Below are 14,497 nucleotides of genomic sequence, written 5' to 3'. Positions count from 1 at the left end.
AGGGAGGTAGGCCCCTTGATAGATGTAAATAACTTTGAATATATGAAGATTGGACTTGCTTCACCTGACAAGATTCGTTCTTGGTCATACGGTGAAGTTAAGAAACCAGAAACTATTAACTATCGTACGTTAAAGCCTGAAAAAGATGGCTTGTTCTGTGAGCGTATTTTCGGACCACAAAAGGACTGGGAATGTCATTGCGGAAAATACAAACGTGTACGTTATAAAGGTGTAGTTTGTGATCGATGTGGCGTTGAAGTAACGCGTGCAAAAGTACGTCGTGAACGTATGGGTCATATCGAATTAGCTGCTCCTGTATCTCATATTTGGTATTTCAAAGGTATCCCGAGCCGCATGGGACTTGTCTTAGACATGTCCCCTCGCGCGCTTGAAGAAGTAATTTATTTCGCTTCTTATGTTGTAACAGAAAGTGGAGATACACCACTTGATAAGAAGCAATTACTTTCTGAAAAAGAATACCGTGCATATCGTGATCGATATGGTAGCACATTCCAAGCTGCTATGGGTGCAGAAGCAATTAAAAAGCTACTACAAGACATCGATTTAGATAAAGAAGTAGACTTCTTAAAAGAAGAATTAAAAACAGCACAAGGACAACGCCGTACTCGTGCTATTAAACGTCTAGAAGTATTAGAAGCATTCCGTAACTCTGGAAATGAACCGTCTTGGATGATCTTAGATGTTCTACCAGTAATTCCACCAGAACTACGCCCAATGGTACAGTTAGACGGTGGACGTTTTGCTACTTCTGACTTAAACGACTTATACCGTCGTGTAATTAACCGTAACAATCGTTTAAAACGTCTATTGGACTTAGGTGCACCAAGCATCATCGTTCAAAACGAAAAACGTATGTTACAAGAAGCTGTAGACGCATTAATCGATAATGGTCGTCGTGGCCGTCCAGTTACTGGACCAGGTAACCGTCCATTAAAATCACTATCTCACATGCTTAAAGGTAAACAAGGACGTTTCCGTCAAAACTTATTAGGTAAACGTGTTGACTACTCTGGTCGTTCTGTAATCGTTGTAGGACCGAACTTAAAGATGTATCAATGTGGATTACCAAAAGAAATGGCGCTTGAACTGTTCAAACCTTTCGTAATGAAAGAGTTAGTTGAAAAAGGATTAGCACATAACATTAAGAGTGCGAAACGTAAAATCGAGCGTGTACAACCTGAAGTTTGGGACGTTTTAGAGTCTGTGATTAAAGAACATCCAGTACTTCTAAACCGCGCACCAACACTTCACCGTCTTGGTATCCAGGCGTTTGAACCTACATTAGTAGAAGGTCGCGCAATCCGTCTTCACCCACTTGTATGTACTGCATACAACGCGGACTTTGACGGTGACCAAATGGCCGTTCACGTACCTTTATCATCAGAAGCTCAAGCTGAAGCTCGTCTTCTTATGTTAGCGGCACAAAACATCTTGAACCCGAAAGACGGTAAACCAGTTGTTACTCCATCTCAGGATATGGTATTAGGTAACTATTACTTAACACTTGAGCGTGAAGGTGCAATCGGTGAAGGTATGGTCTTCAAAGATGCAAACGAAGCATTGCTTGCATATCAAAATGGATATGTTCATCTTCATACACGTGTTGCAGTAGCTGCAAGTGCAGTAAACAACGCAACATTTACTGAAGAGCAAAAGAGTATGCTTCTATTAACAACAGTTGGTAAATTAATATTTAACGAAATCTTACCAGAGTCGTTCCCTTATATTAATGAACCAACAAATTCAAACCTTGAAAAAGAAACACCAGCGAAATATTTCGTTGAAAAAGGTGCGAACATTAAAGAAATTATTGCTAGTCGCGAAGAAGTGGCGCCATTTAGCAAGAAAATCCTTGGTAACATCATTGCGGAAGTATTCAAACGTTTCCAAATTACAGAAACGTCTCGCATGCTTGACCGTATGAAAAACTTAGGATTCAAGTACTCTACAAAAGCTGGTATTACAGTTGGGGTATCTGACATTCTTGTATTAGGCGAAAAAGATGAAATTCTCCACGAAGCACAAGCAAAAGTAGATAATGTAATTAAACAATTCCGTCGCGGTTTAATCACGGAAGAAGAACGTTACGATCGCGTTATCTCTATTTGGAGTAATGCAAAAGATGTTATCCAAGGAAAACTGATGAAATCCTTGAATAAACGCAACCCAATCTTCATGATGAGTGACTCAGGTGCCCGTGGTAACGCATCTAACTTTACTCAGCTTGCTGGTATGCGTGGTCTTATGGCCAATCCATCTGGTCGTATCATCGAACTTCCAATCAAATCGAGTTTCCGTGAAGGTTTAACAGTACTTGAGTACTTCATCTCTACGCACGGTGCGCGTAAAGGTCTTGCTGATACAGCACTTAAAACTGCCGATTCTGGTTACTTAACACGTCGTCTTGTTGACGTTGCACAAGATGTAATCGTTCGTGAAGATGATTGTGGAACAGATCGCGGTTTATTAATCGGTGCGATTAAAGAGGGTAATGAAGTTATCGAGTCATTATATGATCGTCTTGTTGGACGTTTTGCAAGAAAAACTGTAAAACATCCTGAAACAGGTGAAGTATTAGTTGCTGAAAATCAATTAATTACTGAAGATATCGCTCATATCGTTGAAAATTCGGGTGTTGAAACTGTAAACATTCGTTCAGCGTTTACGTGTAACACTCGCCACGGTGTATGTAAGAAGTGTTACGGTCGTAACTTAGCAACTGGAACAGACGTAGAAGTAGGAGAAGCGGTAGGTATTATCGCAGCTCAATCTATCGGTGAGCCAGGTACACAGTTAACGATGCGTACATTCCATACAGGTGGGGTTGCCGGAGATGATATCACTCAAGGTTTACCTCGTATCCAAGAGATCTTCGAAGCTCGTAATCCGAAAGGTCAGGCAGTTATCAGTGAAATCGACGGTGTTATCGCAGCGATCAATGACGTTAAAGATCGCCAAGAAGTAGTTGTACAGGGTGAAGTTGAAGCTCGTACGTATGCTATTCCTTACGGTGCTCGTCTGAAAGTAACTCCAGGACAGCCAATTAGCCACGGTAAAGAGTTAACTGAAGGTTCTATTGATCCGAAAGAATTACTAAAAGTAACGGACATTACGGCGGTTCAAGAATACTTATTACGTGAAGTTCAAAAAGTATACCGTATGCAAGGGGTAGAAATTGGTGACAAACACGTAGAAGTAATGGTACGTCAAATGTTACGTAAAGTTCGTGTAAGTGATGCAGGTGAAACAGATGTATTACCAGGAACATTACTAGATATCCATCAGTTCACTGATGCGAATGCTAAGGTCTTACTGCAAGGTAAGCAACCAGCAACAGCTAGACCTGTTCTACTTGGTATTACAAAAGCTTCACTTGAAACAGATTCATTCTTATCTGCAGCATCGTTCCAAGAAACAACTCGTGTCTTAACTGATGCAGCAATTAAGGGTAAACGCGATGAACTTCTAGGATTAAAAGAAAATGTTATTATCGGTAAACTTGTTCCTGCTGGAACAGGTATGAATCGTTATCGCAAAGTGGATCTTGTAAAAACAACACAAGATGACATGAATGTAGAAAACGATGAGGTTTATGTGGAACAGTAAAATTTTCCGGCATAAATTTTGTATAAAAACAATTAATCTTAGTTGACATTGTATGAGTCAAAATGTTACTATAATCAAGGTTGCTCCTGAACGATGCTTTGGAGGATATTTATATGTCTTATCAAAAAGTATCAACTGCTGAAAATGTAGTCGTTGGTCATAAACGCACATTGGAGGCAATCAAAAATGGTACAGTTAAAGAAGTTGTCATCGCAGAGGATGCTGACATGCGGTTAACCCATGCTATCATTCGTGTTGCAATGCAATATAACGTGCCCATAACAAAAGTTGAATCAGTTCGTAAGCTTGGTAAAGCTTCGGGGATTCAAGTGGGAGCTTCAGCAATAGGAATAATAAGTTAAAACTGTTTTTGTGAGGAGAGAGCATTTGCTCTTCCTTGCAAAAACTTTGTTTTCAACTAATAATGAACCACCTGGATATGTGGTCATACAAACATGCGAAGGGAGGATAATCAAATGCCTACTATTAACCAATTAGTGAGAAATGGTCGTACTGATAAAGTATGGAAATCTAAATCACCTGCGTTAAACAAAGGTTTTAACTCTTTAAAGAAAAAATCAACTGATATCTCTGCACCTCAAAAACGTGGTGTATGTACTCGTGTTGGTACAATGACTCCAAAGAAACCTAACTCAGCGTTACGTAAATACGCTCGTGTACGTTTAACAAACGGTATCGAGGTTACAGCTTACATCCCAGGTATCGGTCATAACCTACAAGAGCATAGCGTAGTATTAATTCGCGGTGGTCGTGTAAAGGATTTACCGGGGGTACGTTACCACATCGTTCGTGGTGCGCTTGACACAGCTGGTGTTGACAAACGTATGCAAGGACGTTCTAAATATGGTACTAAGAGACCAAAACCTGCTAAAAAATAATAACTTTAAAATGAAAGGAGGAACTCAATATGCCTCGTAAAGGACCTGTTGCGAAACGTGACGTGTTACCAGATCCAATGTACAATTCGAAGCTAGTAACACGCCTTATCAACAAAATGATGGTTGACGGTAAAAAAGGTAAATCTCAAACAATTCTTTATAATGCGTTCGATATCGTAAACGAACGTACTGGTAAAGAGCCAATGGAAGTATTCGAGCAAGCTCTTAAGAACATCATGCCTGTTCTTGAAGTACGCGCTCGTCGTGTTGGTGGTGCTAACTACCAAGTTCCAGTTGAGGTTCGTCCAGAACGCCGTACAACTTTAGGTCTTCGTTGGTTAGTAAACTACGCTCGTCTTCGTGGTGAAAAAACTATGGAAGAGCGTCTTGCTAACGAAATCTTAGATGCAGCTAACAACGCTGGTGCATCTGTTAAGAAACGTGAAGACACTCATAAAATGGCAGAAGCTAACAAAGCATTTGCTCATTACCGTTGGTAGGATTCAACGTAAAATAAATGTAAGCATAAACCGCTTTATTTGTCGCTTATGGAAGTGTGGAGAGGGAGAATGCCTCTCCCTTTCATCGGGCGCTCGTTTTACATAATGAGAGTACTGGACATACTGACATGTGTAACAATATAAAGTGGCTTTTTTGCTACTTAAAATAAAAAAATCCAATCCATATATGGAAGGAGCAAGACACCAAATGGCAAGAGAGTTCTCTTTAGAAAACACTCGTAATATTGGTATCATGGCTCACATCGATGCTGGTAAAACAACAGCAACTGAGCGTATTCTGTACTACACAGGACGTATTCATAAAATCGGTGAAACTCACGAAGGTGCATCTCAGATGGACTGGATGGAGCAAGAGCAAGAGCGTGGTATCACAATTACTTCTGCTGCAACTACAGCACAATGGAAAGGTCATCGTGTAAACATCATTGATACTCCAGGACACGTAGATTTCACAGTAGAAGTAGAACGTTCTTTACGCGTACTTGATGGCGCTGTAGCAGTACTTGATGCGCAATCTGGTGTAGAACCACAAACAGAAACTGTTTGGCGTCAGGCTACTACTTACGGCGTACCTCGTATCGTATTCGTTAACAAAATGGATAAGATCGGTGCAGATTTCTTATACTCTGTAGGAACAATCCACGATCGTTTACAAGCAAACGCACATCCAATTCAGTTACCAATCGGTGCTGAAGATGAGTTCAATGGTATCATTGACCTTGTTGAAGAGTGTGCTTACATGTACGGTAACGATTTAGGAACAGACATTCAACGTGTTGAAATTCCTGAAGAGCACAAAGAATTAGCTGAAGAATACCGTGGAAAACTTATTGAAGCGGTAGCTGAGCTTGATGAAGAAATGATGATGAAGTACCTAGAAGGTGAAGAAATCACTGTAGAAGAGCTTAAAGCTGGTATCCGTAAGGCTACAACTTCTGTAGAATTCTTCCCAGTAATCTGTGGTTCTGCATTCAAAAACAAAGGTGTTCAAATTCTGTTAGACGCAGTTATCGACTACCTTCCATCTCCACTAGATGTACCTGCTATTAAAGGTACTCTACCGGATACAGATGAAGAAGTAGAACGTAAGTCTAGCGATGAAGAACCATTCGCAGCTTTAGCATTCAAAATCATGACTGACCCTTATGTTGGTAAGTTAACGTTCTTCCGTGTGTACTCTGGTGTGTTAAACTCTGGATCATACGTGAAAAACTCAACTAAAGGTAAGCGTGAGCGTGTAGGTCGTATCCTACAAATGCACGCTAACAGCCGTGAAGAGATTTCAACAGTTTACGCTGGTGATATCGCTGCTGCTGTAGGTTTAAAAGATACTACTACTGGTGATACTCTTTGTGACGAGAAGAGCCTTGTTATCCTTGAGTCTATGGAATTCCCAGAGCCAGTTATCTCTGTAGCTATCGAACCAAAATCTAAAGCTGACCAAGATAAAATGGGTACAGCATTATCTAAGCTTTCTGAAGAAGATCCAACATTCCGTGCTCACACTGACCAAGAAACTGGCCAAACTATCATCGCTGGTATGGGTGAACTTCACCTTGATATCATCGTTGACCGTATGCGTCGTGAATTCAAAGTGGAAGCAAACGTTGGTGCTCCTCAGGTAGCATACCGTGAGACTTTCCGCGCTGCTGCGAAAGTTGAAGGTAAGTTCGCTCGTCAATCTGGTGGTCGTGGACAATTCGGTCACGTTTGGATTGAGTTTGAACCTAACGAAGAAGGTAAAGGATTCGAATTCGAAAACAAGATCGTCGGTGGTGTAGTTCCTCGTGAATACATCCCAGCTGTTGGAGCAGGTCTTGAAGATGCACTTAAAAATGGTGTACTAGCTGGTTATCCACTAGTTGACATTAAAGCTGCATTAGTTGACGGATCTTACCATGATGTCGATTCATCTGAGATGGCGTTCAAAATCGCTGCATCTATGGCACTTAAAGCTGCGGTTTCTAAATGTAGCCCAGTAATTCTTGAGCCAATGATGAAAGTTGAAGTTGTAATTCCTGAAGAGTACATGGGTGACATTATGGGTGACGTAACATCTCGTCGTGGACGTGTAGAAGGTATGGAAGCTCGCGGTAACGCACAAGTTGTTCGCGCTATGGTTCCACTTTCTGAAATGTTCGGTTATGCAACGTCATTACGTTCTAACACTCAAGGACGCGGAACATTCTCTATGGTGTTTGACCACTATGAAGAAGTACCAAAGTCTGTTTCTGAAGAAATTATCAAAAAAAATAAAGGTGAATAATTGATTTTTATCGATTGTTCAAGTATAACTACTTATGTAAGCTTAGAAAGTGGGACGTAAGTTTCACTTTCTAGTCTAAATATAAAATAACCTATATAAACTAAGGAGGAATTTAGAATGGCTAAAGCTAAATTCGAACGTTCTAAACCCCATGTTAACATCGGTACAATCGGCCACGTTGACCATGGTAAAACTACATTAACTGCTGCGATCACTACAGTTCTTGCAAAAGCTGGTGGTGCTGAAGCACGCGGATACGATCAAATCGATGCTGCTCCAGAAGAAAGAGAGCGCGGTATCACAATCTCAACTGCACACGTTGAGTACGAAACTGAAACTCGTCACTATGCACACGTTGACTGCCCAGGTCACGCTGACTATGTTAAAAACATGATCACTGGTGCTGCTCAAATGGACGGCGGTATCTTAGTAGTATCTGCTGCTGATGGCCCAATGCCTCAAACACGTGAGCACATCCTTCTTTCTCGTCAAGTAGGTGTTCCTTACATCGTTGTATTCTTAAACAAATGCGACATGGTAGATGACGAAGAATTATTAGAATTAGTAGAAATGGAAGTTCGCGACCTATTATCTGAATACGGATTCCCAGGCGACGACATTCCTGTAATCAAAGGTTCTGCTCTTAAAGCTCTTCAAGGAGAAGCTGATTGGGAAGCAAAAATCATTGAATTAATGGCTGAAGTTGATGCTTACATCCCAACTCCAGAACGTGAAACTGACAAACCATTCTTAATGCCTGTAGAGGACGTATTCTCTATCACAGGTCGTGGTACAGTTGCTACTGGTCGTGTTGAGCGCGGTATCGTTAAAGTTGGTGACGTAGTAGAAATCATCGGTCTTGCTGAAGAAAATGCTTCTACAACTGTAACTGGTGTAGAGATGTTCCGTAAACTTCTTGACCAAGCTCAAGCTGGAGACAACATCGGTGCTTTACTTCGTGGGGTTGCTCGTGAAGACATCCAACGTGGACAAGTACTTGCAAAAAGCGGTTCTGTAAAAGCTCACGCTAAATTCAAAGCTGAAGTTTTCGTATTATCTAAAGAAGAAGGTGGACGTCACACTCCATTCTTCGCTAACTACCGTCCTCAGTTCTACTTCCGTACAACTGACGTAACTGGTATCATCCAATTACCAGAAGGTACTGAAATGGTAATGCCTGGTGACAACATCGAAATGACTATCGAACTTATCGCTCCAATCGCTATCGAAGAGGGAACTAAATTCTCTATTCGTGAAGGTGGACGTACAGTAGGTTACGGTGTAGTTGCTACTATCGTTGAGTAATCTTAACTGATATAAAAAAACCTAAGGGATTTTCCCTTAGGTTTTTTGTTTGCGTTTATATAAGGGAGAAGAGAGTGTTTTTTTGTTTTGACGAGTTTCTTCTATAGTAATATAAAAACAACAAAAGATAATCCAGAAACTGTAAAATGAATTCTGTTAGATGAAAACTTGAAATTCTTTAAAGTGCCATGTATAATAGCAAAAGTAGAGAAAAGCAGATGCAAACAAAAAGATGCTTGCATCTAGACGAATAACATTGTATAATAGACAATGTTGGTCTTTGACTGCGATGAAGTGGAAGGTTGCTGACACACCCGGCCGCTTTGCCATGGCATGGTGTGGGGAAATTTCCATGGAGAAGGTCTATTTTAGAAATAGGCGAACGAAGGAGGGAAAATAATGGCAAAAGAAAAAATTCGTATCCGTTTAAAAGCTTACGATCACCGTATTCTTGATCAGTCAGCTGAGAAAATTGTAGAAACAGCTAAGCGTTCTGGGGCAACAGTTTCTGGTCCGATCCCATTACCAACTGAAAAAACTGTTTACACAATTCTTCGTGCTGTTCATAAGTACAAAGATTCTCGTGAGCAATTCGAAATGCGCACGCACAAACGTCTAATCGACATCGTGAGTCCTACTCCACAAACAGTAGATTCATTAATGCGTTTAGACTTACCATCTGGTGTAGATATCGAAATCAAACTATAATTTATATAACTTAAAAATGTAGGAGGTGTAACTCATGACCAAAGGAATCTTAGGAAGAAAGATCGGTATGACTCAAGTATTTGCTGAGAACGGTGAGTTAATCCCAGTAACAGTTATCGCTGCTAATCCAAACGTTGTTCTTCAAAAGAAAACAACTGAAACTGATGGCTACAATGCAATTCAGTTAGGATTTGAAGATAAACGTGAAAAGTTAACTAACAAACCTGAACAAGGCCACACTGCTAAAGCATCTACAACTCCTAAGCGCTTCATTCGCGAAATCCGCGATGCAGACGTGGACGGATTAGAGGTTGGTCAAGAGGTAAAAGTTGACGTATTCGCTACAGGTGAAATCGTTGATGTAACAGGAATTTCTAAAGGTAAAGGTTTCCAAGGTGTTATCAAACGCCACGGACAATCTCGCGGACCTATGTCTCATGGTTCTCGCTATCACCGTCGTCCAGGTTCAATGGGCCCAGTTGCTCCGAACCGTGTATTCAAAGGCAAAAAACTTGCTGGACGTATGGGTGGAGACCAAGTTACTATCCAAAACTTAGAAATCGTTCAAGTTGACACTGAGCGCAACTTATTACTAGTAAAAGGTAACGTTCCAGGTGCTAAGAAATCTCTTGTAGTTGTTCAAGGCGCTGTGAAGGTTAGCAAATAATTCACAATAGGAAGGAGGAATTCCAATGCCAAAAGTTACTGTATATAACCAAACTGGTTCACAGGTTGGTGAAATCGAATTAGCTGAAGCTATTTTCGGTATCGAACCAAATGAAGCTGTACTTTTCGAAGCTGTAATGATGCAACGTGCATCTTTACGTCAAGGTACACACAAAGTAAAAACTCGCTCTGAAGTTCGCGGTGGTGGTCGTAAACCATGGCGTCAAAAAGGAACTGGACGTGCTCGTCAAGGGTCTATCCGCTCTCCTCAATGGCGTGGTGGTGGTACGGTATTCGGACCTACACCAAGAAGCTATGCGTACAAACTTCCTAAGAAAGTTCGTCGTTTAGCAATCAAATCTGCATTAGCTACTAAAGTAGTTGAGAACAACATTGTAGTTCTTGAAGACCTAGTGTTACATGCACCAAAAACAAAAGATATGCTAGCAGTACTTAAAGGATTAACTGTTGAGAAGAAAGCTCTTATCGTAACTGCTGATGCAAACGAATCTGTAGAGTTATCTGCTCGCAATATCCCTGGAGTAACAGTAATCACTGCTGATGGCGTAAACGTTTTAGACGTGCTTCATCATGATAAGCTAATCATGACAAAAGCGGCAGTGGAAAAAGTAGAGGAGGTGCTTGCATAATGAGAGATCCTCGTGATATCATTAAGCGCCCAGTTATCACTGAACGTTCTATGGAAATGATGGCTGAAAAAAAATACACGTTCGATGTGGACGTTAAATCTAATAAAACAGAAGTTAAAGATGCTCTTGAAGCGATCTTTGGTGTTAAAGTAGAAAAAGTGAACATCATGAACTACAAGCCGAAAGCAAAACGCGTTGGTCGTCACGCTGGTTTTACTAGCCGTCGTCGTAAAGCAATCGTTAAGCTAACTGCTGACAGCAAAGAAATCGAAATCTTCCAAGGCGTTTAATTCTTACTAAAGAAGGAGGGAAATTGAGATGGGAATCAAAAAGTATAATCCAACTACTAACGGTCGTCGTAATATGACTACGAATGATTTCGCTGAAATCACGACTGATAGACCCGAAAAGTCATTACTTGCTCCTTTAAGCAAGAAGGCTGGTCGTAATAACCAAGGTAAAATCACTGTACGTCATCAAGGTGGCGGACATAAGCGTCAATACCGTATCATCGACTTTAAGCGTAACAAAGATGGAATTCCAGGACGCGTTGCTACGATCGAATACGATCCAAACCGCTCTGCGAATATCGCATTAATTAACTACGTTGACGGTGAAAAACGTTACATTCTTGCTCCTAAATCTTTAGAAGTAGGTATGGAAGTTATGTCTGGCCCAGAAGCTGACATTAAAATCGGTAACGCATTACCATTAATCAACATTCCAGTAGGTACTGTTGTTCATAACATCGAGCTTAAGCCTGGTCGTGGCGGACAATTAGTTCGTTCTGCTGGTACATCTGCTCAAGTACTTGGTAAAGAAGGTAAATACGTACTTGTACGTTTAACTTCTGGTGAAGTACGTCTTGTATTATCTGCTTGTCGCGCTTCAATCGGTCAAGTAGGTAACGAACAACACGAACTTATCAAAATCGGTAAAGCAGGTCGCTCTCGCTGGTTAGGTAAACGCCCAACAGTTCGTGGTTCTGTAATGAACCCGGTTGATCACCCACACGGTGGTGGTGAAGGACGTTCTCCAATCGGACGTAAGTCTCCAATGTCTCCATGGGGTAAACCAACTCTTGGATTCAAGACTCGTAAGAAAAACAAAGCGTCTGACAAATTCATCGTTCGTCGTCGTAAAAAATAATGGGATTGTAGTACGGTTCATTTCTAGAACCGTACGCCAATCACGAAGGGAGGCACCAAAATGGCTCGTAGCTTAAAAAAAGGACCATTTGTCGATGATCACTTAATGAGCAAAATGGAAAAATTAGTTGCATCTGAGCAAAAACAAGTTGTTAAAACTTGGTCTCGCCGTTCAACAATCTTCCCTCAGTTCATCGGACACACAATCGCTGTATATGATGGTCGTAAACACGTACCTGTGTACATCACTGAGGATATGGTTGGCCATAAGTTAGGTGAATTCGCACCAACTCGTACGTACAAAGGTCACCTTGCTGACGATAAGAAAACTAGAAGATAATGAGAGGAGGCACTTCAATGCAAGCTAAAGCAGTAGCGAGAACAGTTCGTATTGCTCCTCGTAAAGTTCGTTTAGTAGTAGACTTAATCCGAGGTAAGCAAGTGGGTGAAGCGATTGCTATCCTTAACCACACACCAAAAACTGCTTCTCCAGTTGTAGAAAAAGTTTTAAAATCTGCAATCGCAAATGCAGAGCACAATTATGAGATGGACATTAACAACCTAGTTGTAGAAAAAGTTTTCGTTGACGAAGGTCCAACGTTAAAACGTTTCCGTCCACGTGCAATGGGTCGTGCAAGCCAAATTAACAAACGCACAAGCCACATCACAGTTGTGGTATCAGAAAAGAAGGAGGGATAATCGATGGGTCAAAAGGTTAATCCAATTGGTCTTCGTGTCGGCGTTATCCGTGACTGGGAATCTCGTTGGTTCGCTGAGAAAGATTACGCTACATTATTACATGAAGACATCAAAATCCGTGAGTACATTAATGTACGCTTAAAAGATTCTGCTGTTGCTAAAGTAGAAATCGAACGTGCAGCAAATCGTGTAAATGTTACAATTCACACTGCAAAACCTGGTATGGTAATTGGTAAAGGTGGTACTGAAGTTGAAGCACTTCGTAAAGCTCTTAACCAATTAACAGGCAAGCGTGTACACATCAACATTTTAGAAGTTAAGAGAGCTGATCTTAACGCTAAATTAGTAGGCGAAAACATCGCTCGTCAATTAGAAAACCGTGTATCATTCCGTCGTGCACAAAAGCAAGTTATTCAACGTGCTATGCGTGCAGGTGCTAAAGGTATTAAAACACAGGTTTCTGGTCGTCTTGGCGGAGCTGATATCGCTCGTGCAGAATCTTACAGTGAAGGAACTGTTCCACTTCATACACTTCGCGCTGATATTGACTATGCAGCAGTTGAAGCTGATACAACATACGGTAAATTAGGCGTAAAAGTATGGATCTACCGTGGAGAAGTCCTTCCTACAAAAAAGAAAGCTTCTGAGGAAGGAGGAAAATAATATGTTAATGCCAAAACGCGTAAAATATCGTAGAGAGCATCGTGGTAAAATGCGTGGTCGTGCTAAAGGTGGAACTGAAATTGCTTTCGGTGAATTCGGTTTACAAGCACAAGCTGCTTCATGGATTACAAACCGTCAAATCGAAGCTGCTCGTCGTGCAATGACTCGTTACATGAAACGTGGCGGTAAAGTATGGATTAAAATTTTCCCTTCTAAACCTTACACTGCAAAACCTCTAGAAGTACGTATGGGTTCCGGTAAAGGGGCACCAGAAGGCTGGGTAGCAGTAGTAAAACCTGGGAAAATTATGTTCGAAATCGCGGGTGTATCTGAAGAGGTAGCACGCGAAGCATTACGTCTTGCAGCTCACAAGTTACCTGTGAAATGTAAATTCGTAAAACGTGAAGAAAATGGTGGTGAATCTAATGAAAACTAATGATATTCGTGAATTAACCACTGCCGAAATCGAAACAAAAGTTAAAGCTTTAAAGGAAGAGTTGTTTAATCTTCGCTTCCAACTTGCTACAGGACAATTAGAGAATCCAACTCGCATTCGTGAAGTGCGTAAAGCAATTGCTCGTATGAAAACTGTAGTTCGTGAAAGAGAGATCGGAATTAATCGATAAATTGAGGGGAGGTTTGCATAGTGAGCGAACGTAACCAACGCAAAGTTTATACTGGTCGTGTAGTGTCTGACAAAATGGACAAAACGATTACAGTTTTAGTTGAAACTTACAAAACTCATTCCTTGTACGGAAAACGTGTTAAGTATTCTAAGAAGTACAAAGCCCATGATGAGCAAAACCAAGCGAAACTTGGCGATATCGTTAAAATCATGGAAACTCGCCCGCTTTCTGCTACTAAGCGTTTCCGTTTAGTTGAAATCGTTGAAGAAGCGGTTATTATCTAAATAGACGAATCGGAATTTTTAGTCCGAAGGGAGGTTTCATAACATGATCCAACAAGAATCTCGTTTGAAAGTTGCTGACAACTCTGGTGCACGTGAACTTTTAACAATTAAAGTATTAGGCGGCTCTGGTCGTAAATATGCTAACATTGGTGACATTATCGTTGCTACGGTAAAACAAGCAACACCAGGTGGCGTTGTTAAAAAAGGTGACGTTGTTAAAGCAGTAGTGGTACGTACGAAGAGCGGAGCTCGTCGTCCGGACGGTTCTTACATCAAATTTGATGAAAACGCAGCGGTTATCATTAAAGACGATAAGAGCCCACGTGGTACTCGTATCTTCGGACCAGTAGCTCGTGAATTACGTGATAGCAACTTCATGAAGATCGTTTCTTTAGCTCCAGAAGTTCTATAATTTAAGGTATTGCCTTGCTAAGG

At 41.0% G+C, this 14,497-nt stretch carries 18 protein-coding genes; all 18 read left to right on the top strand.

Translation table 11 applies throughout. From position 1 onward, the window contains the following. Positions 1–15: 15 nt before the first annotated feature. The 18 genes from rpoC (at position 16) to rplN (ending at position 14,474) form a co-directional block, all read left to right on the top strand. Positions 16–3,627 (top strand): DNA-directed RNA polymerase subunit beta', encoded by a 3,612-nt coding sequence (gene rpoC, locus ACQGSG_RS06350; RefSeq protein ID WP_000567939.1) that lies wholly within the window; start codon positions 16–18, stop codon positions 3,625–3,627. Positions 3,628–3,740: 113 nt separating this feature from the next. Further along, positions 3,741–3,989, top strand: coding sequence for a 50S ribosomal protein L7ae-like protein (locus tag ACQGSG_RS06345; protein WP_000121837.1), 249 nt, complete (start codon positions 3,741–3,743; stop codon positions 3,987–3,989). Between the two features lie 114 nt (positions 3,990–4,103). After that, complete coding sequence (rpsL, locus tag ACQGSG_RS06340; RefSeq protein ID WP_001142341.1) at positions 4,104–4,526, top strand: 30S ribosomal protein S12; 423 nt, start codon at positions 4,104–4,106, stop codon at positions 4,524–4,526. Between the two features lie 29 nt (positions 4,527–4,555). Then, the gene (gene rpsG, locus ACQGSG_RS06335; RefSeq protein ID WP_001137491.1) at positions 4,556–5,026 is read left to right on the top strand and encodes a 30S ribosomal protein S7; all 471 of its coding nucleotides are present in this window, start codon (positions 4,556–4,558) and stop codon (positions 5,024–5,026) included. A gap of 208 nt (positions 5,027–5,234) precedes the next feature. Continuing rightward, on the top strand, positions 5,235–7,313 hold the full coding sequence (gene fusA / locus ACQGSG_RS06330) for an elongation factor G (protein WP_000090370.1): 2,079 nt from the start codon (positions 5,235–5,237) through the stop codon (positions 7,311–7,313). Between the two features lie 117 nt (positions 7,314–7,430). After that, the gene (tuf, locus tag ACQGSG_RS06325; RefSeq protein ID WP_001029614.1) at positions 7,431–8,618 is read left to right on the top strand and encodes an elongation factor Tu; all 1,188 of its coding nucleotides are present in this window, start codon (positions 7,431–7,433) and stop codon (positions 8,616–8,618) included. A gap of 399 nt (positions 8,619–9,017) precedes the next feature. Further along, entirely contained in the window at positions 9,018–9,326 is a 309-nt protein-coding gene (gene rpsJ / locus ACQGSG_RS06320; RefSeq protein ID WP_001040596.1) for a 30S ribosomal protein S10, read from the top strand. A 34-nt stretch (positions 9,327–9,360) separates the two neighbouring features. Then, positions 9,361–9,993 (top strand): 50S ribosomal protein L3, encoded by a 633-nt coding sequence (gene rplC, locus ACQGSG_RS06315; RefSeq protein ID WP_000160207.1) that lies wholly within the window; start codon positions 9,361–9,363, stop codon positions 9,991–9,993. 25 nt (positions 9,994–10,018) lie between these two features. Beyond that, complete coding sequence (gene rplD / locus ACQGSG_RS06310; protein WP_426947105.1) at positions 10,019–10,642, top strand: 50S ribosomal protein L4; 624 nt, start codon at positions 10,019–10,021, stop codon at positions 10,640–10,642. Next, complete coding sequence (gene rplW, locus ACQGSG_RS06305; RefSeq protein WP_001205558.1) at positions 10,642–10,932, top strand: 50S ribosomal protein L23; 291 nt, start codon at positions 10,642–10,644, stop codon at positions 10,930–10,932. Before rplD ends, rplW begins: the two co-directional genes overlap by 1 nt. Positions 10,933–10,960: 28 nt before the next feature. After that, positions 10,961–11,791, top strand: a complete 831-nt coding sequence (rplB, locus tag ACQGSG_RS06300) for a 50S ribosomal protein L2 (RefSeq protein ID WP_000511583.1) — start codon at positions 10,961–10,963, stop codon at positions 11,789–11,791. Positions 11,792–11,851: 60 nt separating this feature from the next. Next, complete coding sequence (gene rpsS, locus ACQGSG_RS06295; protein WP_000124454.1) at positions 11,852–12,130, top strand: 30S ribosomal protein S19; 279 nt, start codon at positions 11,852–11,854, stop codon at positions 12,128–12,130. A gap of 17 nt (positions 12,131–12,147) precedes the next feature. Then, positions 12,148–12,489, top strand: a complete 342-nt coding sequence (rplV, locus tag ACQGSG_RS06290) for a 50S ribosomal protein L22 (protein ID WP_001148024.1) — start codon at positions 12,148–12,150, stop codon at positions 12,487–12,489. A 3-nt stretch (positions 12,490–12,492) separates the two neighbouring features. Continuing rightward, entirely contained in the window at positions 12,493–13,152 is a 660-nt protein-coding gene (gene rpsC, locus ACQGSG_RS06285) for a 30S ribosomal protein S3 (protein ID WP_000529956.1), read from the top strand. A gap of 1 nt (position 13,153) precedes the next feature. Next, complete coding sequence (gene rplP / locus ACQGSG_RS06280) at positions 13,154–13,588, top strand: 50S ribosomal protein L16 (protein WP_000928969.1); 435 nt, start codon at positions 13,154–13,156, stop codon at positions 13,586–13,588. Continuing rightward, positions 13,578–13,778 carry a 50S ribosomal protein L29 gene (gene rpmC / locus ACQGSG_RS06275; protein ID WP_000855718.1) on the top strand — a complete coding sequence of 67 codons (201 nt, stop codon included), beginning with the start codon at positions 13,578–13,580 and terminating at the stop codon, positions 13,776–13,778. The genes rplP and rpmC overlap by 11 nt, the downstream gene beginning before the upstream one ends. Before the next feature lie 20 nt (positions 13,779–13,798). Beyond that, positions 13,799–14,062 carry a 30S ribosomal protein S17 gene (gene rpsQ, locus ACQGSG_RS06270; RefSeq protein WP_000004106.1) on the top strand — a complete coding sequence of 88 codons (264 nt, stop codon included), beginning with the start codon at positions 13,799–13,801 and terminating at the stop codon, positions 14,060–14,062. Positions 14,063–14,105: 43 nt separating this feature from the next. Further along, complete coding sequence (rplN, locus tag ACQGSG_RS06265) at positions 14,106–14,474, top strand: 50S ribosomal protein L14 (protein WP_000615912.1); 369 nt, start codon at positions 14,106–14,108, stop codon at positions 14,472–14,474. Positions 14,475–14,497 lie beyond the last annotated feature (23 nt).

This window comes from Bacillus sp. GMa5/1, from assembly GCF_050172015.1.
In the GTDB taxonomy this organism is placed as follows: Bacteria; Bacillota; Bacilli; order Bacillales; family Bacillaceae_G; genus Bacillus_A; species Bacillus_A cereus.
Note: the sequence above shows the minus strand (reverse complement) of the source record. Positions and strands in the feature narration are given on the sequence as shown.

Coding starts and splice junctions, on each gene's coding strand:
- rplC (WP_000160207.1), top strand. CDS start 9,361: ATGACCAAAGGAATCTTAGGAAGAAAGATCGGTATGACTCAAGTATTT.
- rpsL (WP_001142341.1), top strand. CDS start 4,104: ATGCCTACTATTAACCAATTAGTGAGAAATGGTCGTACTGATAAAGTA.
- ACQGSG_RS06345 (WP_000121837.1), top strand. CDS start 3,741: ATGTCTTATCAAAAAGTATCAACTGCTGAAAATGTAGTCGTTGGTCAT.
- rpsJ (WP_001040596.1), top strand. CDS start 9,018: ATGGCAAAAGAAAAAATTCGTATCCGTTTAAAAGCTTACGATCACCGT.
- rplV (WP_001148024.1), top strand. CDS start 12,148: ATGCAAGCTAAAGCAGTAGCGAGAACAGTTCGTATTGCTCCTCGTAAA.
- fusA (WP_000090370.1), top strand. CDS start 5,235: ATGGCAAGAGAGTTCTCTTTAGAAAACACTCGTAATATTGGTATCATG.
- rplN (WP_000615912.1), top strand. CDS start 14,106: ATGATCCAACAAGAATCTCGTTTGAAAGTTGCTGACAACTCTGGTGCA.
- rplW (WP_001205558.1), top strand. CDS start 10,642: ATGAGAGATCCTCGTGATATCATTAAGCGCCCAGTTATCACTGAACGT.
- rplP (WP_000928969.1), top strand. CDS start 13,154: ATGTTAATGCCAAAACGCGTAAAATATCGTAGAGAGCATCGTGGTAAA.
- rpsS (WP_000124454.1), top strand. CDS start 11,852: ATGGCTCGTAGCTTAAAAAAAGGACCATTTGTCGATGATCACTTAATG.
- rpsC (WP_000529956.1), top strand. CDS start 12,493: ATGGGTCAAAAGGTTAATCCAATTGGTCTTCGTGTCGGCGTTATCCGT.
- rplB (WP_000511583.1), top strand. CDS start 10,961: ATGGGAATCAAAAAGTATAATCCAACTACTAACGGTCGTCGTAATATG.
- rplD (WP_426947105.1), top strand. CDS start 10,019: ATGCCAAAAGTTACTGTATATAACCAAACTGGTTCACAGGTTGGTGAA.
- rpsG (WP_001137491.1), top strand. CDS start 4,556: ATGCCTCGTAAAGGACCTGTTGCGAAACGTGACGTGTTACCAGATCCA.
- tuf (WP_001029614.1), top strand. CDS start 7,431: ATGGCTAAAGCTAAATTCGAACGTTCTAAACCCCATGTTAACATCGGT.
- rpmC (WP_000855718.1), top strand. CDS start 13,578: ATGAAAACTAATGATATTCGTGAATTAACCACTGCCGAAATCGAAACA.